This window comes from Sphingosinicella sp. LHD-64 (assembly GCF_031157375.1).
In the GTDB taxonomy this organism is placed as follows: Bacteria; Pseudomonadota; Alphaproteobacteria; order Sphingomonadales; family Sphingomonadaceae; genus Allosphingosinicella.
Window position 1 is genome coordinate 134,794 of record NZ_JAVIFV010000001.1, and the last position, 23,839, is coordinate 158,632.

The 23,839-nt window shown below is 62.6% G+C and carries 26 protein-coding genes; 13 read left to right on the forward strand and 13 right to left on the reverse strand.

Going from position 1 to position 23,839, the window contains the following annotated elements:
- Window positions 1-313: 313 nt before the first annotated feature.
- The 4 genes from RCO27_RS19245 to RCO27_RS00685 form a co-directional block, all read right to left on the reverse strand.
- Entirely contained in the window at window positions 314-565 is a 252-nt protein-coding gene (locus RCO27_RS19245) for a helix-turn-helix domain-containing protein (RefSeq protein WP_374990338.1), read from the reverse strand.
- An 843-nt stretch (window positions 566-1,408) separates the two neighbouring features.
- Window positions 1,409-2,518, reverse strand: a complete 1,110-nt coding sequence (locus tag RCO27_RS00675) for an Arm DNA-binding domain-containing protein (protein WP_309000717.1) — start codon at window positions 2,516-2,518, stop codon at window positions 1,409-1,411.
- 95 nt (window positions 2,519-2,613) lie between these two features.
- Entirely contained in the window at window positions 2,614-2,850 is a 237-nt protein-coding gene (locus tag RCO27_RS00680; RefSeq protein ID WP_309000718.1) for a hypothetical protein, read from the reverse strand.
- A 155-nt stretch (window positions 2,851-3,005) separates the two neighbouring features.
- Window positions 3,006-4,133 (reverse strand): DNA (cytosine-5-)-methyltransferase, encoded by a 1,128-nt coding sequence (locus tag RCO27_RS00685; RefSeq protein WP_309000719.1) that lies wholly within the window; start codon window positions 4,131-4,133, stop codon window positions 3,006-3,008.
- Window positions 4,134-4,297: 164 nt separating this feature from the next.
- On the opposite strand from RCO27_RS00685, the gene RCO27_RS00690 reads away from it, so the two are divergent.
- Entirely contained in the window at window positions 4,298-5,572 is a 1,275-nt protein-coding gene (locus RCO27_RS00690) for an Eco57I restriction-modification methylase domain-containing protein (RefSeq protein WP_309000720.1), read from the forward strand.
- Window positions 5,573-6,240: 668 nt separating this feature from the next.
- Here RCO27_RS00690 and RCO27_RS00695 read toward each other — a convergent pair.
- A complete protein-coding gene (locus tag RCO27_RS00695) occupies window positions 6,241-7,527 on the reverse strand; it encodes a hypothetical protein (RefSeq protein ID WP_309000721.1) in 1,287 nt (428 codons plus the stop codon).
- A 17-nt stretch (window positions 7,528-7,544) separates the two neighbouring features.
- Entirely contained in the window at window positions 7,545-9,767 is a 2,223-nt protein-coding gene (locus RCO27_RS00700; protein ID WP_309000722.1) for an ATP-binding protein, read from the reverse strand.
- A 32-nt stretch (window positions 9,768-9,799) separates the two neighbouring features.
- On the opposite strand from RCO27_RS00700, the gene RCO27_RS00705 reads away from it, so the two are divergent.
- Window positions 9,800-10,240 (forward strand): very short patch repair endonuclease, encoded by a 441-nt coding sequence (locus RCO27_RS00705; RefSeq protein WP_309000723.1) that lies wholly within the window; start codon window positions 9,800-9,802, stop codon window positions 10,238-10,240.
- A gap of 289 nt (window positions 10,241-10,529) precedes the next feature.
- Here RCO27_RS00705 and RCO27_RS00710 read toward each other — a convergent pair whose 3' ends face one another.
- The 4 genes from RCO27_RS00710 to RCO27_RS00725 all read right to left on the reverse strand — a co-directional run bounded on the left by RCO27_RS00710 (window position 10,530) and on the right by RCO27_RS00725 (window position 12,022).
- Window positions 10,530-10,751: a DUF2842 domain-containing protein gene (locus tag RCO27_RS00710; protein ID WP_309000724.1), complete on the reverse strand. Its 222-nt coding sequence runs from the start codon at window positions 10,749-10,751 to the stop codon at window positions 10,530-10,532.
- Window positions 10,742-11,326 carry a 5-formyltetrahydrofolate cyclo-ligase gene (locus RCO27_RS00715; RefSeq protein WP_309000725.1) on the reverse strand — a complete coding sequence of 195 codons (585 nt, stop codon included), beginning with the start codon at window positions 11,324-11,326 and terminating at the stop codon, window positions 10,742-10,744. Before RCO27_RS00715 ends, RCO27_RS00710 begins: the two co-directional genes overlap by 10 nt.
- 154 nt (window positions 11,327-11,480) lie before the next feature.
- The gene (locus tag RCO27_RS00720) at window positions 11,481-11,810 is read right to left on the reverse strand and encodes a cell division protein ZapA (RefSeq protein ID WP_309000726.1); all 330 of its coding nucleotides are present in this window, start codon (window positions 11,808-11,810) and stop codon (window positions 11,481-11,483) included.
- On the reverse strand, window positions 11,810-12,022 hold the full coding sequence (locus RCO27_RS00725; RefSeq protein ID WP_309000727.1) for a hypothetical protein: 213 nt from the start codon (window positions 12,020-12,022) through the stop codon (window positions 11,810-11,812). Before RCO27_RS00725 ends, RCO27_RS00720 begins: the two co-directional genes overlap by 1 nt.
- A 185-nt stretch (window positions 12,023-12,207) precedes the next feature.
- On the opposite strand from RCO27_RS00725, the gene tkt reads away from it, so the two are divergent.
- From tkt to thiE, 6 genes are all read left to right on the forward strand, one after another.
- Window positions 12,208-14,127: a transketolase gene (gene tkt / locus RCO27_RS00730; RefSeq protein ID WP_374990339.1), complete on the forward strand. Its 1,920-nt coding sequence runs from the start codon at window positions 12,208-12,210 to the stop codon at window positions 14,125-14,127.
- A 13-nt stretch (window positions 14,128-14,140) separates the two neighbouring features.
- On the forward strand, window positions 14,141-15,148 hold the full coding sequence (gap, locus tag RCO27_RS00735) for a type I glyceraldehyde-3-phosphate dehydrogenase (protein ID WP_309000729.1): 1,008 nt from the start codon (window positions 14,141-14,143) through the stop codon (window positions 15,146-15,148).
- A gap of 4 nt (window positions 15,149-15,152) precedes the next feature.
- Window positions 15,153-16,355, forward strand: a complete 1,203-nt coding sequence (locus tag RCO27_RS00740) for a phosphoglycerate kinase (protein WP_309000730.1) — start codon at window positions 15,153-15,155, stop codon at window positions 16,353-16,355.
- Window positions 16,352-16,774: a VOC family protein gene (locus RCO27_RS00745; protein WP_309000731.1), complete on the forward strand. Its 423-nt coding sequence runs from the start codon at window positions 16,352-16,354 to the stop codon at window positions 16,772-16,774. The genes RCO27_RS00740 and RCO27_RS00745 overlap by 4 nt, the downstream gene beginning before the upstream one ends.
- Window positions 16,775-16,806: 32 nt before the next feature.
- Window positions 16,807-17,700, forward strand: coding sequence for a fructose bisphosphate aldolase (locus RCO27_RS00750; RefSeq protein ID WP_309000732.1), 894 nt, complete (start codon window positions 16,807-16,809; stop codon window positions 17,698-17,700).
- Window positions 17,701-17,845: 145 nt separating this feature from the next.
- Window positions 17,846-18,529 carry a thiamine phosphate synthase gene (thiE, locus tag RCO27_RS00755; protein ID WP_309000733.1) on the forward strand — a complete coding sequence of 228 codons (684 nt, stop codon included), beginning with the start codon at window positions 17,846-17,848 and terminating at the stop codon, window positions 18,527-18,529.
- Here the strand turns inward: thiE and RCO27_RS00760 are convergent.
- From RCO27_RS00760 to RCO27_RS00770, 3 genes are all read right to left on the reverse strand, one after another.
- Window positions 18,520-19,608 (reverse strand): histidine kinase, encoded by a 1,089-nt coding sequence (locus tag RCO27_RS00760; RefSeq protein WP_309000734.1) that lies wholly within the window; start codon window positions 19,606-19,608, stop codon window positions 18,520-18,522. The genes thiE and RCO27_RS00760 overlap by 10 nt on opposite strands.
- A 12-nt stretch (window positions 19,609-19,620) precedes the next feature.
- Window positions 19,621-20,145 carry a hypothetical protein gene (locus tag RCO27_RS00765; protein WP_309000735.1) on the reverse strand — a complete coding sequence of 175 codons (525 nt, stop codon included), beginning with the start codon at window positions 20,143-20,145 and terminating at the stop codon, window positions 19,621-19,623.
- Between the two features lie 92 nt (window positions 20,146-20,237).
- A complete protein-coding gene (locus RCO27_RS00770) occupies window positions 20,238-20,459 on the reverse strand; it encodes a DUF72 domain-containing protein (RefSeq protein WP_309000736.1) in 222 nt (73 codons plus the stop codon).
- Window positions 20,460-20,520: 61 nt separating this feature from the next.
- Here RCO27_RS00770 and RCO27_RS00775 point away from each other — a divergent pair, with 61 nt between their 5' ends.
- The 5 genes from RCO27_RS00775 (at window position 20,521) to RCO27_RS00795 (ending at window position 23,837) form a co-directional block, all read left to right on the forward strand.
- Window positions 20,521-21,120 (forward strand): M23 family metallopeptidase, encoded by a 600-nt coding sequence (locus RCO27_RS00775; protein WP_309000737.1) that lies wholly within the window; start codon window positions 20,521-20,523, stop codon window positions 21,118-21,120.
- A gap of 36 nt (window positions 21,121-21,156) precedes the next feature.
- Window positions 21,157-21,720 carry an elongation factor P gene (gene efp, locus RCO27_RS00780; protein WP_309000738.1) on the forward strand — a complete coding sequence of 188 codons (564 nt, stop codon included), beginning with the start codon at window positions 21,157-21,159 and terminating at the stop codon, window positions 21,718-21,720.
- A 107-nt stretch (window positions 21,721-21,827) separates the two neighbouring features.
- Complete coding sequence (locus RCO27_RS00785; protein WP_309000739.1) at window positions 21,828-22,649, forward strand: inositol monophosphatase family protein; 822 nt, start codon at window positions 21,828-21,830, stop codon at window positions 22,647-22,649.
- Window positions 22,650-22,899: 250 nt separating this feature from the next.
- The gene (ndhC, locus tag RCO27_RS00790; RefSeq protein ID WP_309000740.1) at window positions 22,900-23,277 is read left to right on the forward strand and encodes an NADH-quinone oxidoreductase subunit A; all 378 of its coding nucleotides are present in this window, start codon (window positions 22,900-22,902) and stop codon (window positions 23,275-23,277) included.
- Window positions 23,268-23,837 (forward strand): NuoB/complex I 20 kDa subunit family protein, encoded by a 570-nt coding sequence (locus RCO27_RS00795; protein WP_374990340.1) that lies wholly within the window; start codon window positions 23,268-23,270, stop codon window positions 23,835-23,837. Before ndhC ends, RCO27_RS00795 begins: the two co-directional genes overlap by 10 nt.
- The last annotated feature ends 2 nt before the right edge of the window (window positions 23,838-23,839 follow it).

Sequence of the window (23,839 nt, forward strand, 5' to 3'; positions counted from 1 at the left end):
GACGCCCAGTCGGCGTGAGTCCTAATCTGTGCAGTTGCCAGAGGCGGTTCTGCTCTTCGGCCTTCGCCCATGCCGCTGGCCCATCCACTCGGCCTTGGGAAAGCCCCTTGAAACTAGCTCAGGAAGCGCAACGCAAAACGCCGGTTCCGAGAGGCCCATGCGATACGCAGCCACACGGGCGGGGACATCGCCGGGCTCCAGAGATTGGAAAGATCGTCGCATGTCCAGATATACCGGATCACGCGAATTTCATCCAATCTGTCGGTCTATTTGAGGCGTCTAATGGTCGTTTTGAGCGCGTTCGCGCTCCCGCTCATGGCAGCAAGCGAGCATACAGCGCTGTCGGCTCTTCGCCCAAGGCTCGTGCGATGGCTGCGAACTCAATGACATCCAATCGGCGCTGCCCTCGTTCTATGTTGCTTATATAGGATTGGCCCCGGTCAAGCCGGGCCGAAAGCTGCGTCTGCGTGATTTCCTTGGAGCGGCGGACGGCCCTCAGCCGCCCAATAAATTCCCGATGGTCATCCGTGAAGATTGTCTTCGCCGTGACCCTCCGAGCCGCCATGGCGATTGCACTATATGCTATATTCGAATATGCATTTTTCTAATATTCTTCCGACGGAGCATGGCCTTGCTACGATCAAAAATAGGAGTGCTGCTCATCGTGTGTGGAGCATTTGGGGGCTGCAACCAGGAAGCACGGCAAGCACCCTCGGAGCCTAAAGCCGACCCGTTTGCCGAGATGGACCAGCGTGTGAAGCAAGCCGTCGCCGCCTCGCTAAGAGACCCTTCAAGTGTGCAGTTCAGGAGTGTGCGTCGCGTGTCTTTGGGTTCCTCGACAGCGCAGGGAAATGCGCAAGCCGAGGTGTCGGGCTGGCAGTATTGTGGAGAGGTCAACGGGCGGAACGCGTTTGGCGCCTATGCCGGTTTCCGGGCATTCCACGCCTTTGATCCACGGGGCCAATCGGAGGGGCAGGGGATCAGCATATCTGACCCTTCGAACCCCGGCAGCAGTATGGCCTACGATGTCTTTTGCCGGAACGAGGATGGTACGGAACGAACGGGGCAACCCGTAAACTTCTGACATGAGAAGGGGCGCAATGAGCGCCCCTCCTTTTCATGGTTCCTTGGGATGGTCCTGTGAAATCACATTGATCGAAAGGCACTTTCATCTCTCGATGCATATAGAATTGCATGTTTTCCTGAGATTTTTCCAAGTTCTAGGGTGGGGAGTTGCCTAAGATTACTAACGTGACGTGGGGTGCGGGGGCTCGCCATATATCCACTAGACGCTCGGCCTTCTTCCGCCCCGCGAGAGCCGGCCCAAGCATGCGGCCGCGACCGCTGGATTCGTCTTGCATCGCGTTTCATCAGCATTCCACGCGATACCATTTCCAAGAGGTAATGATCACAATTCCACCGCAGCTTCGCAATTGGGAAGGGGCGGGAAAATATCGTCCCATGAAAGCGTCGGCTCTGAGCTGGTCGTCACTAGGGATCGGGCAGCGCGGGTAATGTCGCCGGGCGTGAACGGATGCAGGAAAGCTGCCTCGCGCAACCTTTCAAGCATGTCTTGCCGAAACGTCATTGGCCCAGTCTTGCCACGGGCTCTGAATACATAATCGCCTTCGTTGGGGTGCATTTCGTCAAGGATCATATCGACAAGTGGGCCTCTCGGCAGGGACGCTTCGATGTGCGGGCTCCACCCCGTTGTCCGCGCTCTGGCTGCCAACACCTCCTTCATGGATAGCCCTGACACGATTAGCAGGCGAAAAGCCCATTTCCAGTTGATGGGTAGGACTTCGCACGCCCTCCACAACTCGCCCAAATCGGATGGTGTCACCTTCTGCCTGAGCCGCGGCTCCGGTCGTGGCGGCGAACGATTGCCTTTCAGGACATTGGTCGTGATGCGGCCGGTCTCGACCGCCCATGATAGGAACGAGCGTAGAATGTCCCGCAGATTCCGGGTGCCGTAGTAGGTTGGCCGGCAAGCGCATGCGGCTTCGGCTTGGCTGGCCGTCATGCGCTGGAGATAAAGATCGCCGATTGTCGGCAGGAAATGCCGATCAAACTCGCGTCTGACGCGCGATTGCCACTCGCTGCTCCGGAAGCACGATCCGTGGGAGAGATACGCTGCAAAGGCATCGCAGACCGTCTCGAGGGCGGATGGACGCGACGTTTCTTTCAACCGACCTCCTCGTGACAATTCATATTCAGCTCGTCGCGCCTCGTTTCGCGCCGCTTGAACCGACATTGTTGGAAAGGAGCCGAGATGCTTCGCTCCGAGGGATTTCTTGTGGCCAGGGCGATAATACCAACTCTTGAGGCCTGAGGAGCGAACACGAATGTAGAGACCCTGCACCTCATAGTCGTGCATCGCATATTCTTTAGGCTGGGCATTCAACGCCGCCACAAGCGGGTCGGTCAGCGTTTCACGCTGGCGCGCTCGCCGCCCTCTTCGTTCTGGCCGCCAGTCAAACTCAAAAGCCGGTTGGAGCTTACGGCGCCGCGTAGGCATGGTGGGCTGTTCCTTTCCCACCAGTATACCGGCGACGCGCGAAATGGACCAAAGGGAGGCTCTGGATGACTCCTCACGCGCCGCCGATTACGCCATCAGTGCGCAGCCTCGATGAGCTGTGCGTCGAACAGCCGTGCGAGCTGCGTGGTCGGCAAGCTCGTGTAGATGCTCGGACCCGCTGCCGTGTATACGATCGCGCCACCGTTCGGACCATTTGGGCGGGCGCCTACGACCTGCGTTCGCTTGACGAGTACGCCATCGCCGGTCACGCTCGGTAGGAACACGAAACGCTCTTCGTTCTCTGCCATGTTCAACTCCATCGGTTGCATCATGGGGAAAAGAACGGGTGGAAAATCCACTACGGCATCTCTTCCCCACTATCCAAAACCAGACTCCCACAGGGTGTCAAATTATGAGTGTTGGGAGGAAACCGTTGGCCGCATTTTCAAGAGGAGTATCTCCTCTTGAGGGGAGTGAACTGAGTTGTCTAAGTCAATGCCGCGTCACGGGCTTTTTTGATCGCTGCCAGAAACCCATCTGGAAAACGCAGCGAGCCCTCTTTTGCGCGCTTGTAGAAGCCGGTCAGCGCGCGATGGGAGAGAGGTTTCCAAGAGCCATCCCTCAACGTTTCGAGGCTCGGAGTGACCTCGTTGAAGGGAAATTCCGATATTTCCACGCGATAGTGGACGCCTTTTTCCCCAAAAGCCGCCGCGGGCCATCTGCCACCTCGGACTAGGGGAGTGGTCGGTGACGAAAAGGGAATACCTGGTTTGGCCAATCTAGATGCGACCCAACCAGAGGCTGGGACGGAGACTGCATTACCAATCATCGTCCAGCGGGGCGAGCGGGCTGTCGTGAAGGGCAGGGCGGTCCAGCCAGGCTCGAAACCTTGCAGGCTCTCACAGCTTTCCAAGCTAGGCATTTCGACGCGACCGTCTGGAAATAGAACCGCTGGTGCAGAGGGTATGCCCAAGCCTGAACCGCCCTTCAGCGGAGGGATCGAATCATCTGCTAGTCCGACGCCTGATCTTCCTTCGGTCCAATAGAAGCCAATCGGTCGTTTGAGCGATAGCTTGCGCTCAAGAGGGCGGCCCGCCTCATCTGCGAAAAGGACGGCACGCGGATCGACCTCTTTGCTGGCGATCATAAAGACGCGGCGGCGGCGATGCGGCAGTCCGAAAGATCTCGTGTCGACCACTCGATAAGCCCACGCATAACCTAGGCCCTCGATGCGATCGACGAGCGATTGCATGGCACGACCGGCATCCACGCTGAGCATGAAATACACGTTTTCAAGCGCGAGAGTGGGGAGATGTGAGCGCGTAAGAAGCTCGAACATCATATTTACGTCGCCACTTTTGGCGCCGCCAATACCGACTTTATCTCCTGCCATGCTCAAATTCTGACAGGGAAAGCCAGCCGTCACGACCGTGGTGCCCGCAGGCAGTTCCGACAAGGAGGACACATCGCCGGCTATCGCTGCGCCGGGAAAACGAGTGCTCAGGACAGTTCGACAGCTATCATCCTTATCGGCAAGGAGGAGTGTCTCGAATCCAGCCGATTGAAAACCCAGCTCGAATCCGCCAATGCCAGCGTAGAGGCCTGCTACTTTCATGGCGGCTCATTATAGACGCCAGCGTTCTGAGCAAGCTCCTAGCGTGGGGCCCGGGAGACGAAATGCCATCATCGCCTCTGCCGCATTTGTACGACGCAGAGGGAGAGGTGGCCGCACTCCATGCTCGCTGCGGGGTTTATACCGCACATGACATGGTACGGGCAATGCTCGACGACGTTTGCTGGACGGAATTTACTGATCTTCGTGATGCAAATTTGCTCGAGCCGGCTTGTGGAAACGGAGCCTTCGTTACGGAAGCGGCGATTCGGCTGGTGCGCTCTTTCAAGGCCAACGCCCGCGCGATGGAGGTGGCAACCCTAAGCCCGGCTATTCGCGCTTTCGAACTACATCCGGTCGAAGCGCATGCCGCTCGGGAAGCCTTAATCGCAGCCCTCGTCGGCGAAGGTATCGATCGCTCGGTTGCGTCCTCTCTCGGCGGGACGTGGATCACGACAGGTGATTTTCTGCTCGCGGATTTTGGGGATCTGCGATTCTCACACGCCGTTGGTAACCCCCCTTACGCGCGCTGGTCGAAGATTCCGCCGGGCCTCCGAACTTCATATTCAGAAGCACTGCCTGCGGGTATCGCGAAGGGTGACATTTTCCTTCCTTTTTTGGATAGGACGATCGCGCTTCTGAAAGAGAATGGTACGCTAGGTTTTTTATGTTCTGACCGCTGGCGCTTCATGGCTTTCGCTGAGGCTTTCCGCCGAGATCGTCTTCCCGAAATTGAAATCCTGAAGGAAGAGAAAGTGCTCCCGGACGAGGTCTACCAGCGAACGGTGGACATCTATCCGTCCAAGCTGATTGCCAAGCGCAGGACGCCACTCCCTGAGGTTGCGGGTCGCGCGGCACCGGGCCGTTCGTTGTTGGAAGCGGGCTATCGAGTTAAGGTCGGTCCGGCGTTGGGCTATACGCCTGCCTACGTATTGACCGAGAGGGACGCGGAGAAGATCGAGCCGGAACTCCTTGCGCCTTGGGCTCGGGCATCCGACCTTATCGGAAATTCCAGTCGAACCCCGCTCTGGGTGATTTGTCTGCATGATGAGGACGGCAGGCTGAGAAACCTGACCGAATACCCAAAAGCGTTCGATTGGATGCGGACACATCGCAAGAAACTAGAGGCGCGCTCGATTATCACAGAGGGCGATCCACATTGGTACCGTCCCATCGACCGAGTGTTCGCCGCACCGTGGCGTCATTCGAAGCTGATCGTTCCGGAACTCGCTCGCCATCCACAGGTGTTCTTGGATCACACCGGTCTAATTCCATCGCATGGTAGCTACGCGATAATCGCGACCGGCAACGAACCAATCGAGACGTTGCACCGCAAGTTGGAAGGCGATGGTTTAGCCCAAGCTTTGAGGGGCCTGACGCCCACGGTCAAAGGCGGATATGTTCGTTGCTACAAGCGCTTCTTGGAAATGATCCGGATTTAAGAGGGGTAGAATAGATGGCGGGCACGTGCCAGAAGCTTAGCACCGTCCGTCCAGTCAGGCCTCGTTTGCTGGATCGCCGCTATCTGGGCTCCCAAGCCTGAAGCGCTGCCTCCATTGAGACCATACAAGCTGACGAGCACGGCAAGCCATGTATCGCCCATTGCGGAGCAAGGTCTCGGGAAAGCCGGGTAGCTCTGGGGTAGCCAGCCTGCATCGGTCGTCGGGCCTCCATTGCGAAAAACGCTGGTGAACTGGATGTGGGCGTATCCGTGCGTGTCGTCATCCTCTCTACCGCGCTCGAATCTAAGCCCCATCCTAGTCGGAGGCGCTCCAGATAGAAGCAGTAAGCCCAAATCACATTCGGCCGCGTCGCCATCCACCACATGAACTTCGGGTCTGAAGAATGCCAAGCTGAAGCCTCGGGTGTCCGCCCGCCCCAGCGGCATGGGATGGAAGCTCAGAGGAGCATTGCCTCGTAGTCTGCCGGGATTCAACTCAGTCCAAATACGCTGCTGCGTCGGATCGCATTGCTGCAATAGCTGCACGACGTTGTCGTGCTCTTCATTTTCCCGCCGAAACTGTTCGCACGGCTCAAGTCCCTGCAACGCAAAAAGCTGCATGGACGTGGCGACCTGATCAAGAGTGAGAGGAGGGCACACGATTTGCACTCAGCCAAATAGGAGGCTGCGCGGGGAATAGTTGAATCCGGTCAACTGGGAAACGAAGCGCGGAAGCCAAGGCTTTCCGCCTTCTGGAACGAATTTCCCAATGTCAGGGCTATCTTGGACGTTCTTGAACGCTCTCACATCCTCGCAAAAGACGGCGCCTACGGAACGTGGCCTGCTTACCATCTCAGAGTAAGCCTTGTCGTTTTCGATCTCGGACCACCAGAAGGCCCCATCCCGCGGCAACCAACAATCTGATTCAAAGCGGTGTTGGGAGGCTACGGCGTTATAGAACTCCGCTTCCAAACCGAAGGGCTCATTCGGATTTTGAGCAGTCGCGTCTAATTCCTCAAGCGAAGGCTCGTTCGCTGCGGAGCGAAATCCTACCCTCATCTGAAGATGCGGAGCATCCATTAGAACATCTTGCAGCCCGAGAATGTCCCGCCTGATCCAGTGATCTATTTCTGCAGCGACGACACGAGAGATAATGCGGCGTATGCTCGGCTCGGTAGGGCTCTGCTCTAGGTCTTTGAACAGCGTTTTGATCTCGGCTTCGTCCTTATCGGGGAAGACGATTCGTGCCCGATCATCAGCTATCAAAGACCGATTGGACGTCTTGAAGTGCTGCCAGAAAGTCGGATTGCCATCACGTTCTTCTTGCGGAGACAGGTAAGCAATCGCCCGTCCCGGAATCAGGTCGAGCGCGGATGCCGGAAATTTCAACGCAGTTAGAATTGGGTCATCCATTTTAGCGTCGACGAAGGCTATCTGGGCTCGCCGTCTATCCGCCACATCACGTAGCGCGGGCCAATACCAAGGTGCAAACGGGTCTGCAGAGTTGTCGTCACTGGGTTGCTCCCCAACATGCCAAAGACGCTTGTTTCGAAGATGGGGTTCGTTCAGCGCGAGGTCCGCTTTGGTCTCGTGATCGCCGATTTGATGCCGCAAGTCGAAATCTACGGAAGGATTCTTGTTGAGCGAGATTACGTAGGGAGTCTCGAAGAATGCTCTTAGATTCCCGGCGACTCCTTCCGCAGTCAATCGGGGACCTGTCGACGTTGCTCCTGAAAGGTTATTGTCGACGATAATGATGTCATAATCATCAAATGCGGCAGCATTGACATCGTCAGGGGCTGCGCCTGTTCCATTGGCATATGCTCGGACCACTTTGAAAAATGCGTCAAGGCGATTCATGAGTGCCTCAATGTCAGGCGCATCAACAATTGCATCTGGGCAGCCCGCGATAACGGCCTCTGCAATCTTGCCAGCGTCCTGATCATCGAGAACCAAGATACGAGGACCGGGCATTAACCCCTCCATGAAATTTGCATTGTAGTGCTGAAACCCTTCTCAGGTTCGACAAATGAAACGTCGGCGGTGTGGCGAGAAGCCAGCATCCTGACAATAGAGAGACCCAGCCCCTGACCACCAATCACTAGGGATGCGTGGTCGCGACCGACATTCATGTTTCTCTCGAAAGGTTCAAACAGTTTCTCGGCCTCTGCCGGGGACATATTTAGGCCAGTACCCGTGTCGCTCACCCACAACCATTGATCTCTTCCTTCGACGTGGCCCTCGATCCGAACTCGGGCCTCCTTCGCCTCAAGAATGGCGTTCCAACTATTGGCCAGAACATTTTGCAGCAAAGCATTCCACGAGGCCAGTGGAGCCGCTGGGAAACGCATGTCCTCAGGCACGTCAATTTCAACGCTCATTCCGGTGGTAATCGCGCTCATGGCGTCGACAATCTGCCGCACGACTGGAAGCACCCTCAATCGACTGTCCCCTTCGCGATCTTCCTCCGCAAGAAGCGGCGCAAAGAGCGTCTGCAGCGCTCTGAGACGCTTTAATGACGCCGCCAAGGTGTCTGCTGAAGCAGCTATCTCTGGTAGGCCATGCTTTCTTGCCAGAGTACGTAGGCTACGCTCGGCACTTTCGAGGGTACGTGTTTCCCGAGCGAGTTCATGCGTGACTGCCAGAGCGGTCATTCCCGCAGCGGCGAGTGGGGCTAGCAGCGCAGCCCGCGCGTTGATTTCCTCGTCTTGCCTAGAAACGGCCTTCTGAGCATCAACTGCTTCGCGCCGTATTTCTTTGTATACGACAGGCGGAATTTCCGTCTCGTGCCGCTGCAATAAATCGACGACCCGACCCTGCTTCCGAGCTGGAGGCTCGCTATAGCGCTTAGCTTCGACAGCCTTCAGAGAACGAGCTTTGTAGCGGTTGGCGTAGAAGTCTAGAGAGTAGCGGACCAGATCAGCTAGTTGTTCGTAGGCAGCGTTGTCGTGCAGCCGGTCCCGGCCGGGTTGGATTTGTAACCAAGATCCGGCTTTTGCGCCTGCCCGTTTGGCTGCGCGTTCCTCATGCGAGGTGCTGAGCTCCACGACGCCAAAAATCCGGCGCACCGTTGGCAAATCCAACATATAGCGCCCGTCTATGTTCAGTCGGCTCGGCAGCAAACTGGAGATCGACAAGCGGCTGGCATGGGCTTCTTCAATCTTCAGCCAGTCCTGATTTGTCCCATAGTACGGTAGTCGGAAACCGCCATCGTAGATGGAGACGTTCCCGTATTCAGTGAGGTAATCTCTCAACTCACCTACCGGAATACCCTCTGCCTGCCGATGTTCGAGGCGATATATGTAAATCTGGAATCGGACATCATCCAAGAAACAGGTGTCGGAAGAACGAATCTTCCGAATGGGAATTTGAACATGATCGACGTATCGCTGTTCCCTAGCGCCCTCAGGATAGCCAGATTGAAACTGAATTTCGATCGTCGCGCTTCCGTTTTTACGCCCCTGCTCTATGCGCCCGTCTATTCGGGCACGCCAAAGTGTTTCCGTCAGTGCGTCGCGAAGACGATTAAACGTGTCCTCGGCGTCTTCAATGTCAGGCGCGGTCACTTCAACGTCGAAATTTCTAGGGTCGTCGCGACGGCGGTCGGTTTCGCCTAGCTTCCGGAACGGAGAGCGAAGCATCCAGAGCTCACGACCTAGCCGGTCGATATCGTCAGCATCCCAATCGTTTTTCAGGCCCCGCAGTATCAGCCGCGTTCCATTAGGGTGCCCCTCGTAAGAGGCAGGGCTGTTCAGCGTGGTGACGTCAACGGTAAACCGCTTGAGCTCTTCACCTTCAACGATTTTTGACCAATCAACCTTTGCACGCGTCGTCTGGGTTGGATCGTCCTCGGCGGTTGTCGTAAGCTCTAACTCGGATGCCAAGAACTGAACGGCGAGCCTCCCGATGCCCTTCGCTCCGGTTAGAGGGCGTCTCAGTCGCGGCGACACCTGTTCATTTGCTTTGTGACGTGTTCCGATCCGTAGCCAGAACTGCTTGAACGTCTCGGGCGACATCCCATGTCCGTCATCGACAATCTCAATGTGGTCATCGGCAAACGTTATGTGGCAGGTGGTCGCGTCCGCGTCGTAGGCATTTTTGACAAGTTCGCCGAGTGTAATGTGGTGCTTTCCAATGAGGCGCTCACCCAGCTCTTGGAGGAGGGCAGCGTCCACGATGAAAGGTTCTTTTGACATCTCGCTCGCCCCGTCCACCCCTATCGCTATATATGCGCGATCCACTTAGCAAATCCTTGGATAGGGACATCTTCCAGTTCGTTCCCGAGAAGCGTCGTCGCCACATGGCGGCGGTTAAGGGGAAAAATACAAAGCCCGAGCTGACAGTCAGGCGTGCGGCGCACGCTTTGGGCTACCGCTTCCGGCTACATGGCAAAGGGTTGCCCGGAAAGCCCGATTTGGTGTTCGCAAGGCGGCGCAAAGTCATATTCGTGCATGGGTGTTTCTGGCATCGCCATGGCGGGTGTAAGCGAACCACGACTCCGGCGACACGAGCGGATTTCTGGCAAGCCAAATTCGCAAGGAACGTTGAGCGCGACGCGCATAATATATCGGAGTTGAAGGCGATGGGCTGGCATTCGCTCGTCATTTGGGAGTGCGAAACTTTCGAGCCGGCGGCGCTGCATTCTCGGCTCCAGGAGTTTCTAGACTAACGAGCGATCTCAAATTCCAACTTCGTACCGCTTTTCAAGCGGTTATCTCGGCGGCAAAGTTGGAATGCGGCTTGATTCTTCGACTAGATATCCGGCCTGTCACGCCGGAGGTCGCGGGTTCGAGCCCCGTCACTCGCGCCACCTCCCCAATTCGCACCTTTGCTCGCGATGGACACCCTTTGCGCGCTGGCAACCTATGCGATCCGATTTGCCCGCATCGCCGCTTCACGGACCGCCAATCTCATATTCCACGCTGCTGCCGGACGATCCGTTCGAGAGCTGAGCGCGCTTACTCGATCCGCCGCCAGCGCCCTGTTTCCATCCAGCGCAGCAGTGGCTTCAACGGCAGGATCCAGACGATCCCCGCGAGGAGATAATAGACGACATGAACCGGCCAGGGCAGGCCGGCGATCAGGCTCGATGCGCTGACCACGATCACGCTCCAGATCGCGATCAGGGCGAGGATCAGGAAGATGCCCACGGGCTGACGCCAGGTCGGCTCTAGGCGCATGGAATCCACTCCTTCGGCGTCGCGACCGCATCGAGGCGCATGTCCCAGGGATCGGCCGGGATCGGCTCGTCGCTGATCTGGCGCTCCCAGGCAAGGCCGATGGTGAGGACCGGGCCCGACTCGCGCAGATGCGCCAGTGCGCGGTCGTAATGGCCCTTGCCGTGGCCGATTCGCGTGCCGCGCCGGTCGGCGAGGACGATCGGCACCAGCACCGCGTCCGGCGCCAGCGCTTCGGCGCCGGCGGGCGGCTGCAGCACGCCCCAGGGGCCCGCCTCCACGGCCGGCGCCTCCCGCCAGATCATCCGGGCGTCGCGCGCCGCGAACCACGGCAGGCCGATCCGCTGATTACCCTCGAGCAAGGCGAGGAGCGGGTAGGGGCTGATCTCCTCCCTCAGCGGATGATAGGCGCCGATGACTCGCGCACCGGCGAGGCGTGGGAAGACCTGCCGGGCAAGCTGGTCCTCAAGCGCGGCGCGCAGCTCCGGCGTCAGGCTCGCCGCGAGGTCGCGGCGGCGGCGCAGGCCTTCGGCGCGCAGGTCGGCCTTGCCGGAGGAGGGGGGTGACGGGACCGCCATGGCCGTTTGCCGGAATATCCTCTGACGCCTCAACGTCAGGTGGGGACCATGTACGTCGGGCCAGGGCCCGGGCAGGGACAGTCCCCTAGGATGTCTTATCGCCTCAGGGATGTTCTCAAAAGCTCGTACCGGGCAGTACCCGTCATCCGCCTATCTAGGCGCTCTGGGCCTCCGCCTCAAGCCTGTCCACCAGGCTTTCGAGGCGGCCCGCCAATCGTTCCAGCGCATCCGCGACCGCGGGGTCGGGCTGGGGCGGCACCGGATCGGGGATGGCGTTGCCGGCGCGGACCTCCTTGAGATCGTCGGCGATGAGCAAGGCGGCGAAGAGGAGCTGGCGCGATTCGGTAAGGCCGCCGAGTGCCTCGGCGGCGTCCTGCGCGCGCTTGTCGACGACCGCGGCGAGGCCGCGCAAATGGTCCTCCTCGCCGTCGCGGCAGGCGACATTGTAGCGGCGGCCGGCGACCTCGACGTCGATATTGGCCATCAGCCCGGCTCCGTCTTGGCGATCATCCGGTCGATCTCGCCGATCACGCCCGTCACGCGCTGGCGCAGCCTGTCATGGGCGACGCGCAGGCGCCGGTGCTCTTCGCTGTCCTGGAGGGGCAGGGCAGGCGCAGGTCGTGATGCCGCCACCTCGATGCGCGCCAAGGCCCGCTCGATGCGGCTGATAGCGTCGAGGGCGCGCCGATCGGCCATGTGGTGACGATAGCATGACTGGGGCGCGCGGCAAGCGGCAAGGCCGCAGCGGTTGACGGGGCCGCCATCACCGATAAAGGGAGGCCGCAGCGCATTCGTGCCCGTCGCCCCCGATTCCGCCTCGCAAAGGGACTGCATTGCCCGCCGACATCAGAACGCTCGCCAACGCCATCCGCGCACTTTCCATGGACGCGGTCCAGGCAGCCAATTCGGGCCATCCCGGCATGCCGATGGGCATGGCCGACGCGGCGACGGTGCTCTGGACGGAATTTCTGAAGCACGATCCTGACGATCCCGAATGGGCGGACCGCGACCGGTTCGTCCTGTCGGCCGGCCATGGCTCGATGCTGATCTACGCGCTGCTGCACCTGACCGGCTATGCGCGGCCGACGATCGAGGACATCCGCAACTTCCGCAAGCTGGGCAGCCCTTGTGCGGGCCATCCGGAGAACTTCCTGCTGGACGGCGTCGAGGCGACGACCGGGCCGCTGGGGCAGGGCGTCGCCATGGCGGTCGGCATGGCGATCGCCGAGCGGCACCTCAACGCCGAGTTCGGCGACGATCTGGTCGATCACCGGACCTGGGCGATCGCCGGCGACGGCTGCCTGATGGAAGGGATCAACCACGAGGCGGCGGGGCTGGCCGGCCATCTCGGCCTCGGGCAGCTCAACGTACTGTGGGATGACAACCGCATCACCATCGACGGATCGACCGACCTGTCGACCTCCGAGGATATCGAGGCCCGTTACCGCGCCTATGGCTGGCATGTTGTCCGCTGTGACGGGCACGATCCCGACGACATCCGCCGCGCCCTGGACGAAGCGCTGGCCGATCCGCGTCCGTCGCTGATCGCCTGCAAGACGATCATCGGCTTTGGGGCGCCCAACAAGCAGGGCACGTCGGCCACCCACGGCGCCGCGCTCGGTACCGACGAGGTCGCCGCCGCTCGGGTCGAGCTCGGCTGGACGGCAGCGCCGTTCGAAATCCCCGCGGAGATCGCTTCGGCCTGGCGCGAGGCCGGTCGGCGGAGCGCCAGCGACCACGCCGCCTGGCGCGATCGGCTTGCCGCCAGCGACAATGGCGCCGAGCTGACGCGTCGCATGTCGGGCGAACTGCCCGCCGGCTTCTCGCTGTCCGACTACATATCCGGGCTGATCGCCAATCCGCAGAAGGTGGCGACCCGCAAGGCGTCCGAGATGGCGCTCGAGGCGATCAACGCACAATTGCCGGAGACGGTGGGCGGTTCGGCCGATCTCACCGGTTCGAACAATACCAAAACAAAGGCGCTCAAGCCTTTGACTAAAGGGAATTATTCGGGGCGCTACATCTACTACGGCATCCGCGAGTTCGGCATGGCGGCGGCGATGAACGGCATGGCGCTCCATGGCGGGATCATCCCCTATGGCGGCACCTTCCTGGTCTTCGCCGACTATGCCCGCCCGGCGATCCGCCTCTCCGCGCTGCAGCAGGTGCGGGTCGTCTATGTGATGACCCACGATTCGATCGGGCTCGGCGAGGATGGGCCGACACATCAGCCGATCGAGCATCTCGCCTCGCTGCGGGCGATGCCCAATCTCGACGTCTACCGCCCTGCCGATGTCGTCGAGACCGCCGAATGCTGGGAGCTGGCGCTGCAGGCCGAGGGCAAGCCCGCCGTGCTTGCGCTCACCCGCCAGAACCTCCCGCAGGTTCGCACCGAAGCTTCGGAGAACCTGTCTGCCAAGGGCGCCTACCGCCTCCGTGCCGCCACCGCGCCGCGCCAGGTCGTGCTCCTTGCCACCGGTTCGGAGGTCGAGGTCGCTCTGGCCACCGCGGACGCCCTTCAAGGCGAGGGGATCGGCGCCGACGTGGTCTCCATGCCTTGCTGGAGTCGCTTCGACGCTCAGGATGCCGCCTATCGCGCCGACATTCTCCCCGCCGACGCGCTGCTCGTCTCGATCGAGGCCGGCGCGACGCTCGGGTGGGAACGCTATATCGGCCGCGACGGCCTTGCCATCGGCCTCGACAGGTTCGGCGCCTCGGCCCCGGCCGAGGACCTGTTCGCCCATTTCGGATTCACCGCGCAAGCGATCGCGCCGCGCATAAGCGCCGCACTCAAAAAGTAAGGAGATCAGTTATATGGCCACCAAAGTTGCGATCAATGGCTTCGGCCGCATCGGCCGCCTCGTCGCCCGCGCGATCCTCGAGAACAAGGACAGCGGTCTCGAACTGGTCGCGATCAACGATCTCGCCGACGCCGAGTCCAACGCGCTCCTCTTCAAGCGCGACTCCGTCCACGGCGCCTATCCGGGCGAAGTCCGCGCCGAGGGCAACGACCTCATCATCGACGACAAGCGCATCCACGTCACCGCCGAGAAGGACCCGGCCAAGCTGCCGCACGCCGCCAACGGCGTCGACATCGCGCTGGAATGCACCGGCTTCTTCGCCGATCGCGAGAGCGCCCAGAAGCATCTCGACGCGGGTGCGAAGCGCGTGCTGATCTCCGCGCCGGCCAAGGGCGCCGACATCACGGTCGTCTTCGGCGTCAACGACGACAAGCTGAAGGCGACCGACACGATCGTCTCCAACGCGTCCTGCACCACGAACTGCCTGGCGCCCGTCGCCAAGGTCCTGCACGACGCGATCGGCATCGAGCGCGGCTTCATGACCACCATCCACGCCTACACCAACGACCAGAAGATCCTCGACCAGATCCACAAGGACAAGCGCCGCGCCCGCGCCGCCGCCATGTCGATCATCCCGACCACCACCGGCGCCGCCCGTGCGGTGGGCGAGGTGCTGCCGGAGCTGAAGGGCAAGCTGGACGGCTCGTCGGTGCGCGTGCCGACGCCGAACGTCAGCCTCGTCGACCTGACCTTCACCCCGAGCCGCGACACGACGGCAGAAGAGGTGAACGCGATCCTGAAGGCCGCCGCCGAAGGCGCGCTCGAGGGCATCCTCGCCTATACCGACGAGCCGCTCGTCTCGATCGACTTCAACCACAATCCGGCGAGCTCGACCGTCGACAGCCTGGAGACGATCGTGATGGAGGGCAAGCTCGTCCGCGTCGTTTCCTGGTACGACAATGAATGGGGCTTCTCGAACCGCATGGTCGACACGGCCAAGGCGATGGCGAAGCTGATCTGACGTCATGGCGTTGTTCCGCACTCTCGACGATCTCGGCGACGTAACCGGCAAGCGCGCACTCGTTCGCGTCGACCTCAACGTGCCGATGCAGGATGGCGTGGTGACGGACGACACGCGGCTCACCGCCACGCTGCCGACCGTCGCCGGCCTTGCGGACAAAGGCGCGATCGTCCTGCTGCTCGCCCATTTCGGGCGGCCGAAGGGTGAACGCCGGCCCGACATGTCGCTGGCGCTGGTGACCAGGCCCTACGAGAATGTGCTCGGCCGGCCGGTGCGGTTCATCGGCGACTGCTGCGGACCGGAGGCGAAGGAGGCGATCGCCACCTTGGCGCCGGGCGACGTCGCGATTCTCGAGAACACCCGCTTCCACGCCGGCGAAGAGAAGAATGACCCGGCGCTGGCCGCGGACATGGCCGAACTTGGCGACCTCTACGTCAACGACGCCTTCTCCGCCGCCCATCGCGCCCACGCCTCGACCGAAGGGCTGGCCCACCTGTTGCCGGCCTATGCGGGTCGATCGATGGAAGCCGAGCTGAACGCGCTGGAAAAAGCGCTGGGCAATCCCGAGCGGCCGGTCGCGGCCGTCGTGGGCGGCGCCAAGGTCTCGACCAAGCTCGACGTGCTCAAGCATTTGGTGACCAAGGTTGACCACCTGATCATCGGCGGCGGCATGGCCAACACCTTCCTCGCCGCGCGCGGCGTCGCGATCGGCAAGAGCCTCGCCGAACGCGATCTCACCGGCACCGCCGAAGAGATTCTCGACGCGGCCGACAAGGCGAATTGCACCGTCCACCTTCCCTATGACGTGGTGGTGGCGAAGGAGTTCGCGGCCAATCCGCCGAGCCTGCGCACCTGCAACGTCCACGAGGTGGCCGAGGACGAGATGATCCTCGATATCGGCCCTGCGGCGGTCGAGGCCTTGTCGGACGCGCTCAAGACTTGCCGCACCCTGGTCTGGAACGGTCCGCTTGGTGCCTTCGAGACGCCGCCCTTCGATGCCGCCACCGTCGCGCTGGCCCGCTATGCGGCAGCGCTGACCCAGGAAGGCACGCTGACGTCTGTCGCCGGCGGCGGGGACACCGTCGCGGCGCTCAATCAGGCCGGGGTCGCGGGCGACTTCACCTTCGTCTCCACCGCCGGCGGCGCCTTCCTCGAGTGGATGGAAGGCAAGGAACTTCCCGGCGTGAAAGCGTTGGAGCGGGTGTGATCAATCTCCGCGACATCGATCATGTCGTGCTGCGCGTCGTCGACCTCGATCGCGTCGCCAGCTTCTATATCGATGTGCTCGGCGCCCGCTGGGAGAAACGCCAAGAGGCCGTCGGTCTCTATCAACTGCGTGCCGGCAACTCGCTGATCGACCTCGTCCCGGTCGACGGCAAGCTCGGCCGCATGGGCGGCGCGGCGCCGGGGCCGGAAGGCCGCAATGTCGACCATATCTGCTTCCGCGTCCTGCCTTGGGACGGCGAAGCGGTGCTCGCCCATCTGAAATCGCACGGGATCGAGAGCGAGATCGTCTCGCGCTACGGCGCGGATGGCGTCGGCCCGTCCGTCTACCTTTCCGATCCCGAAGGCAACAATCTGGAGCTGAAGGGCCCGCCCTGGGCCCCGGTGCCGGATCGCGCCTGAACCCCGTTCACACGAAAACCGAGGACAGATCGATGCAGGATTCCGAAATGACGGCCAAGATCGCAGGCGGCAAGGGCTTCATCGCCGCGCTCGACCAGAGCGGCGGCTCCACGCCCAAGGCGCTGAAGGGCTACGGGATCGAGGCGGACGCCTTCTCCAACGACGAGGAGATGTTCGGCCTCATCCACCAGATGCGCAGCCGGATCATCACCTCGCCGGCCTTCTCCGGCGACAAGGTGATCGGCGCGATCCTGTTCGAGCGGACGATGGACGGCCAGATCGACGGCAAGCCGGTGCCGCAGGTGCTGAAAGAGCGCGGCGTCGTCCCCTTCATCAAGATCGACAAGGGCCTGGAGGACGAGGCGAACGGCGTCCAGCTGATGAAGCCGATGCCGGAGCTGGACGCGCTGCTGAGTCGCGCCAACGGCCTTGGCGTGTTCGGCACCAAGGAGCGCTCGGTCATCAACCTCGCGAACCGCGAGGGCATTGCTGCGGTGGTGAAGCAGCAGTTCGAGGTGGGCCAGCAGGTCCTTGGTGCCGGCCTCGTCCCGATCATCGAGCCCGAGGTCAACATCAAGAGCGCCGAGCGCGCCGAAGCGGACCAGATCCTGCTCGAGGAGCTCACCAAGGCGCTCGACGCGATGCCGGGCACCGACAAGGTGATGCTGAAGCTCTCGATTCCGGCCCAGCCCGGCCTGTTCGACCCGCTGGTCGATCATCCGCGCGTGTTGCGCGTCGTCGCGCTCTCCGGCGGCTTCGCCCGGCCCGAGGCGTGTGCGGAACTCGCCAAGAATCGGGGGATGATCGCCAGCTTCAGTCGCGCGCTGCTCGAGGATCTACGCCACCAGATGACGGACCCCGAATTCGACACGGCGCTGGGCGACGCGATCGACGAGATCTACCAGGCCTCGGTCGTCAAGGCGTGACCCTGTCCGGTACCGTCATTGCGAGGAGCCCTTCGACGCCGCCTGCGACGTCGCTCAGGATAAACTGCCGCTTCGCGGCAGCGACGCGGCAATCCATGGCGCCATGCTGGATTGCTTCGCTGCGCTCGCAATGACGGGAGGGGCTATGGACGAAGACGATCTCGACCTCGATCCGGGCTTCGCGGCGCGCTTCGAACGCGATCCGCGGCGCCCGGCCTGCCAGCTCTACTTGATCTCGCCGACCGACGTGGGCGGCGATTTCCCCGTCCGGCTGGCGGCCGCGCTCGAAGCCGGGCCGGTCGCCGCCTTCCAGTTCCGCGTGAAGGGCATCGATCAGCATGCGGCAGCGCGCCTCGCCGAACCGCTTCAGCGGATCTGCGGCGATCGCGAGGTCGCCTTCATCGTCAACGACGATATGGGTCTCGCCAAACGGCTCGGCGCCGACGGGGTGCATCTGGGGCAGGGGGACGGCGATCCGCACGATGCGCGGGCGTTGCTGGGCCCGTCGGCGCAGATCGGCGTCACTTGCCACGACAGCCGCCATCTTGCGATGGAGGCGGGGGAAGCCGGAGCGGACTATGTCGCCTTCGGCGCCTTCTTCCCCACCACGACCAAGAATGTCAGCCACCGCCCCGACCCGTCGATCCTCGGCTGGTGGTCGACCCTGTTCGAAATCCCCTGCGTCGCGATTGGCGGCATCACGCCTCAGAACGGGCGCGTGCTGGTCGAAGCGGGCGCCGACTTCCTGGCGGTGAGCAACGCGGTCTGGAGTCATCCGCAAGGGCCCGCCGCCGCCGTTGCGGCGTTCCAGTCCGTCGTTCAGGCCTGAGGCAACCGGATCACGGCCCGATAGCCTTCGTCCGTCTCGCCCGTCTCCAGGCTGGCGGCCGCCCCGAACCGGTTGGCGAGACGCTGGCGGATATTGGCAAGGCCGATCCCCGTGCTGGGACGCGCCGGACAGTCTTCGGCTGCGACATCCAGATCGCTCGGCAAGCTGTTGAGAACACTGAGCACGAGCGCACCGCCTTGCCGTGCCGCGGCGACACGGAGCGCAGCCGGCCCCTTGATGCGCGCCACACCATGTTTGATCGCGTTCTCGACCAGCGGCTGGAGCAGGAAGTTCGGCACCGGCGTCTCCGCCACACCGGGCTCTACATCGATCCTGACGTCGAGCCGGTCGCCGAAGCGGGTCGCCTCAATGTCGAGATAGGCGTCGATGCCATCGATTTCCTGCGAAAGCGGCACGTCCGCCATCGGATCGGCGTTGAGCGAGGCGCGCAGGAACTCGCACAGACGGTCGATCATTTCCTCCGCCTGATGCTTGCGCTCGAGATGGACGAGGCTGGAGATCGAGTTCAGCGTGTTGAACAGAAAATGCGGGTTGAGCTGGAGCCGCAGCGCCGCCGCCTCCGCCTTGGCCGCGGCCGCCTCGGCGCGCGCGGCCCGGGCGTTGCTGGCCTCGAACTTCGCGCTGAACCGCGCCGCCCAGAGGAGGGTGATGGCGAGGCAGAAGGTCCAGAGATAGAGGATGCCGACCGTGAACACCCGCTGCAGGCCGATGAGCAGCGCCCATTCCTGCCAGCGCGGCGCCAGGGTCATCGCGACCCAGCGCAGCCAGTAGAGATCGAACAAGGTCTGGATCACGGTCGCGGTGACGACGGCAAGCGCGAGCAGCGTCCAACGAAGTATCCAGCCGCGCGATTGCAGCGCCTGCCGCAGCTCATCGAGGGTCAGCGTCAGTCCTATCCCGAGCAGGAACATCGGAACGGATGCCAGGAGGTTCGTTCCCGGCGCGCTACGGCCCATCAGGAAGGCGAAGATGTCGACGAGGACATAGCCGAACCCCCAGATCACCACCGCCGGCCCGAGGGCGGTATGGCTGAGGCGCAGCCGGAGGCTTTTGATCATCCCGTAGCGGCCTTACCGACGCGCCGCCGGCACGCAGTTCACCAGCCGCTGTTCGGGGTCATATTCCGGCCAGCGCACGGCCGCTCCGGTGCGGATCAGCTCGCAGCTGATATCGACGCCGGTGGGCGAGGTGCAGCTGGAATCGACGCGGTTGTAGGAGGGGCCGAAGGAGACGCATTGCAGCTGCCCGACCGCCAGTCGGGTGAGGATCGCCTTGGCTTCCTGTCCGGAGAGAGGAGGGCAGACCTCCATCTGGCACGTATTGTCGGGCTCGCGCGCCTCGATCCCTCGCAGGCGTACGCTGACCTGTTCGCCCGCCCCGTCGACCTCGGCGCAGTTGATCGGCCCGTCGCCGTCATAGACGCTGAGCACCGTGCAGGTGAACCGGCTGCCGGTGGCCGTGTCGACCGCCGTCGGCGTAATGTCCCGGACGGCGTTGATGACCACGAAGATCACAGCCGCAAGCACGATGGCGCCGATGACAAGGCCACCCGTCCCGATCCTGCTGCGTACCTGGCCGAAGAAGGTCGATGCCACTTCTGTACCCCCTCGACCGCACTATGCCCGAGGCGATGCCGGCCCTCAACTGGTCAGGTCGGCCTGGCGGGCATTTGTTCCATGGAGCGGCCCTATTGAGGATCGCTGCTCCGAAGGCCCGTGCGTCGATGATCCCGCATATGGCGCGCGTCGCGGTCGGTGACCAACCGATAGAAGCTGTTGTTGATCTCCACGGTATCGAACGTCTCGGCATAGAAGGCGAACCAATTTTTCATGGGCAAGTCTTGAGGGTAAAAGGGCCCGTGCCAGTCGCGATAGCTCCCGCCTGAGCAGCCGATGCGGATCTCCTTCATGGCGAGGGAACGTTGTCGGCTCGGGACAGGTTTCAATCCAATGCAAAGGCTGGCGGTCCCCTTGCTTTGGCTTATCACGGGCGGCGTGATCCTGTTCTTCGTCAGCATGATCTGGTTTTCGGCGACTCCGCTCGACGATAGTCGTGAGGCGCCGAGCACGGCAGGGGTTGAGACTGCCCTGCGGACCAGCCGGCGGCCGATCATCGCCGCGCCCTCGAGGCTGGCCATCCCGGTTGCGGGTGTGAGGCCGGACCAGCTCGTCGACACCTACAGCCAGTCGCGGGCCGGCGGGGCGCGCGCCCACAATGCGACCGACATCATGGCGCCGGCCGGAACGCCGGTCGTCTCCGCCGCCGACGGCACGGTGGAGAAACTCTACTTCAGCCACGGCGGCGGCGGGATCAGCGCCTATGTCCGCTCCGGCGACGGGCGCTGGGTCTATTATTATGCCCATCTTCAGGCCTATGCGCCCGGACTGCGCGAGGGCCAGCATCTGCGCCGCGGCGATCCGATCGGCCTGGTCGGCAGCACCGGCAATGCCGATCCCGCCGGGCCGCACCTCCATTTCGCAATCCATGCGATGGCGCCGGGCGAGCGCTGGCACCAGGGCACGGCGATCAACCCGTACCCGCTCCTTGCGGGGAACGGCGCGCGCCGCTAAAGCGCCCGCCAATCCTTTCCAGTCAGCGAGCGAAGCATGAAGATCAGCGGCGTGGACATTCGTCCCGGCAACATCATTGAATATGAAGGTGGCATCTGGCGCGCGGTGAAGATCCAGCACACCCAGCCCGGCAAGGGCGGCGCCTATATGCAGGTCGAATTGAAGAACCTGCGCGACGGCCGCAAGAACAACGTCCGCTTCCGCTCGGCCGAAACGGTGGAGCGCGTGCGCCTGGACACCAAGGACTTCCAGTTCCTGTTCGCCGACGGCGACGGCCTCGTCTTCATGGACAAGGACACCTACGATCAGGTGACGCTGCCCCGCGACCTGCTCGGCGACGCCGCCGCCTTCCTGCAGGACGGCATGGACGTGATCATGGAGCTCTACGACGACGAGCCGATCAGCGTGCAGCTTCCCGACACGATCGAGGCAGTGATCGTCGAGGCCGACGCGGTGGTGAAGGGCCAGACCGCTTCCTCCAGCTACAAGCCGGCCATGCTCGACAATGGCGTCCGCGTCATGGTGCCGCCGCACATCGCGAGCGGCACCCGCATCGTCGTCGACGTCTACGAGCAGACCTACGTCCGCCGCGCGGACTGATTTTCCTCCCCTCCCGCTTGCGGGAGGGGATCGAGGGGTGGGCAATGCCAACCTCTCGTCAACCCCACCCCCAGCCCCTCCCGCAAGCGGGAGGGGAGAGGAATGACATGGTATCCCATTCCGGCCTCATCACCGTCATGGAGCGCGCCGCCCGCAAGGCGGCGGGGCGTCTGCGCCGCGATTTCGGCGAGGTCGAGCAGCTCCAGGTCAGCCGCAAGGGTCCGGCCGATTTCGTCAGCCTCGCCGACCAGCGCACCGAGCAGAGCCTCGTCGAGGAACTGCGCCATGCGCGACCGGACTGGGGCCTGCTGCTCGAGGAGGGCGGCGCGATCGAAGGCAATCCGCTGAAGCCCCGTTGGATCGTTGATCCGATCGACGGCACGTCCAACTTCCTTCACGGCATCCCGCATTTCGCCATCTCGATCGCGGTGCAGGAACCGAAGCCGGGCGGGCAGGGCTGGGGCGAGATCAGCCACGGCCTCGTCTACCAGCCGCTCACCGACGAGAGCTACTGGGCGGAGAAGGGCAGGGGCGCTTGGCTCCACGACCGGCGCCTGCGGGTCTCCTCGCGCCGTCACCTCGACGAGGCGCTGGTCGCCACCGGCATTCCCTTCAAGGGCCATGGCGATACGGAACGCTTTCAGAAAATCCTCGGCGTCGTCGCGCCGGAGGTCGCCGGCATCCGCCGCTTCGGCTCGGCGGCGCTCGACCTCGCCTGGGTCGCGGCCGGCCGTTACGAGGGCTTCTGGGAAGAGGATCTCAATTTCTGGGATATCGCCGCCGGCCTGATCCTGGTGCGCGAGGCGGGCGGGTTCATCACCGACTTCCGCGGCGGCGACGCGAACGTCGCCAAGGGCCAGGTGCTGGCCGCCAATGGCGAGCTGCATTCCCGCCTTCACAAGCTTGTCGCGGGTGCGCTGAGGAGCTGAGTCCGTCTCTTGCCGTCATTCCCGCGAAAGCGGGAATCTCCCTTTCTCCTCCGCGCTTCCGACTCTCCGCGTGCATCAAGAATGGTTCGCGCGGAGACGCGGAGTGCGCGGAGAAAGGACGGGTAGAAGAAGCGGGATTCCCGCCTTCGCGGGAATGACGGATTTGTGGGAAGAAGAGCCGTCCAAAGCCTTGCTTCGCACCTGCAGCAGTCCTAAAGCCGCCCCATCCTCTGGGGAGAGAGTCTGGTTCATGGCGACTGTTGCCGCCGGTTATCTGCCGATCCTGCTGTTCCTGGCCGTCGCGCTGGGTCTCAGCCTCGCCTTCGTCGTCCTGCCGATGATCGTGGCGAAGCTGACCGGCGCCTCGCGGCCCTATGCGGACAAGCTCGCCGAATATGAATGCGGCTTCCCGGCGTTCGAGGACAGCCGCGCCCAGTTCGACGTGCGCTTCTATCTGCTTGCGATCCTGTTCATCGTCTTCGATCTCGAAGCCGCGTTCCTCTTCCCCTGGGCGGTGAGCGTGTTCGATCTCGGCTGGACCGCCTGGTTCGCGATGATGATCTTCATCATCGAGCTGGCGCTGGGCCTCGCCTATGCGTGGAAGAAAGGGGCGCTGGAATGGGAGTGATCGTCGATCCCCGTGGCGTTCCGATGCAGCCGGCCCCAGGTGCCTCAGACGGTGCCACGGTGCCGGATCCCTACATCTTCAACCAGATCCAGTCCGAGGTTTCGGACAAGGGCTTCCTCGTCACCACCACCGAGGACCTGTTCCAGTGGGCGCGGACCGGCTCGCTCTGGTGGATGACCTTCGGCCTGGCATGCTGTGCGGTCGAGATGATCCATGTGAACATGCCCCGCTATGATCTTGAACGGTTTGGCGCCGCGCCCCGCGCGAGCCCGCGCCAGTCGGACGTCATGATCGTCGCCGGCACGCTCTGCAACAAGATGGCGCCGGCGCTCAGGCGGGTCTACGACCAGATGTCCGAGCCGCGCTACGTGATTTCGATGGGCAGCTGCGCCAATGGCGGCGGCTATTATCACTACAGCTACTCCGTGGTGCGCGGCTGCGACCGGATCGTGCCGGTCGACATCTACGTGCCGGGCTGCCCGCCGACTGCCGAGGCCCTGCTCTACGGCATCATGCAATTGCAGCGGAAGATCCGCCGCGAAGGCACGATCGAGCGGTAAGC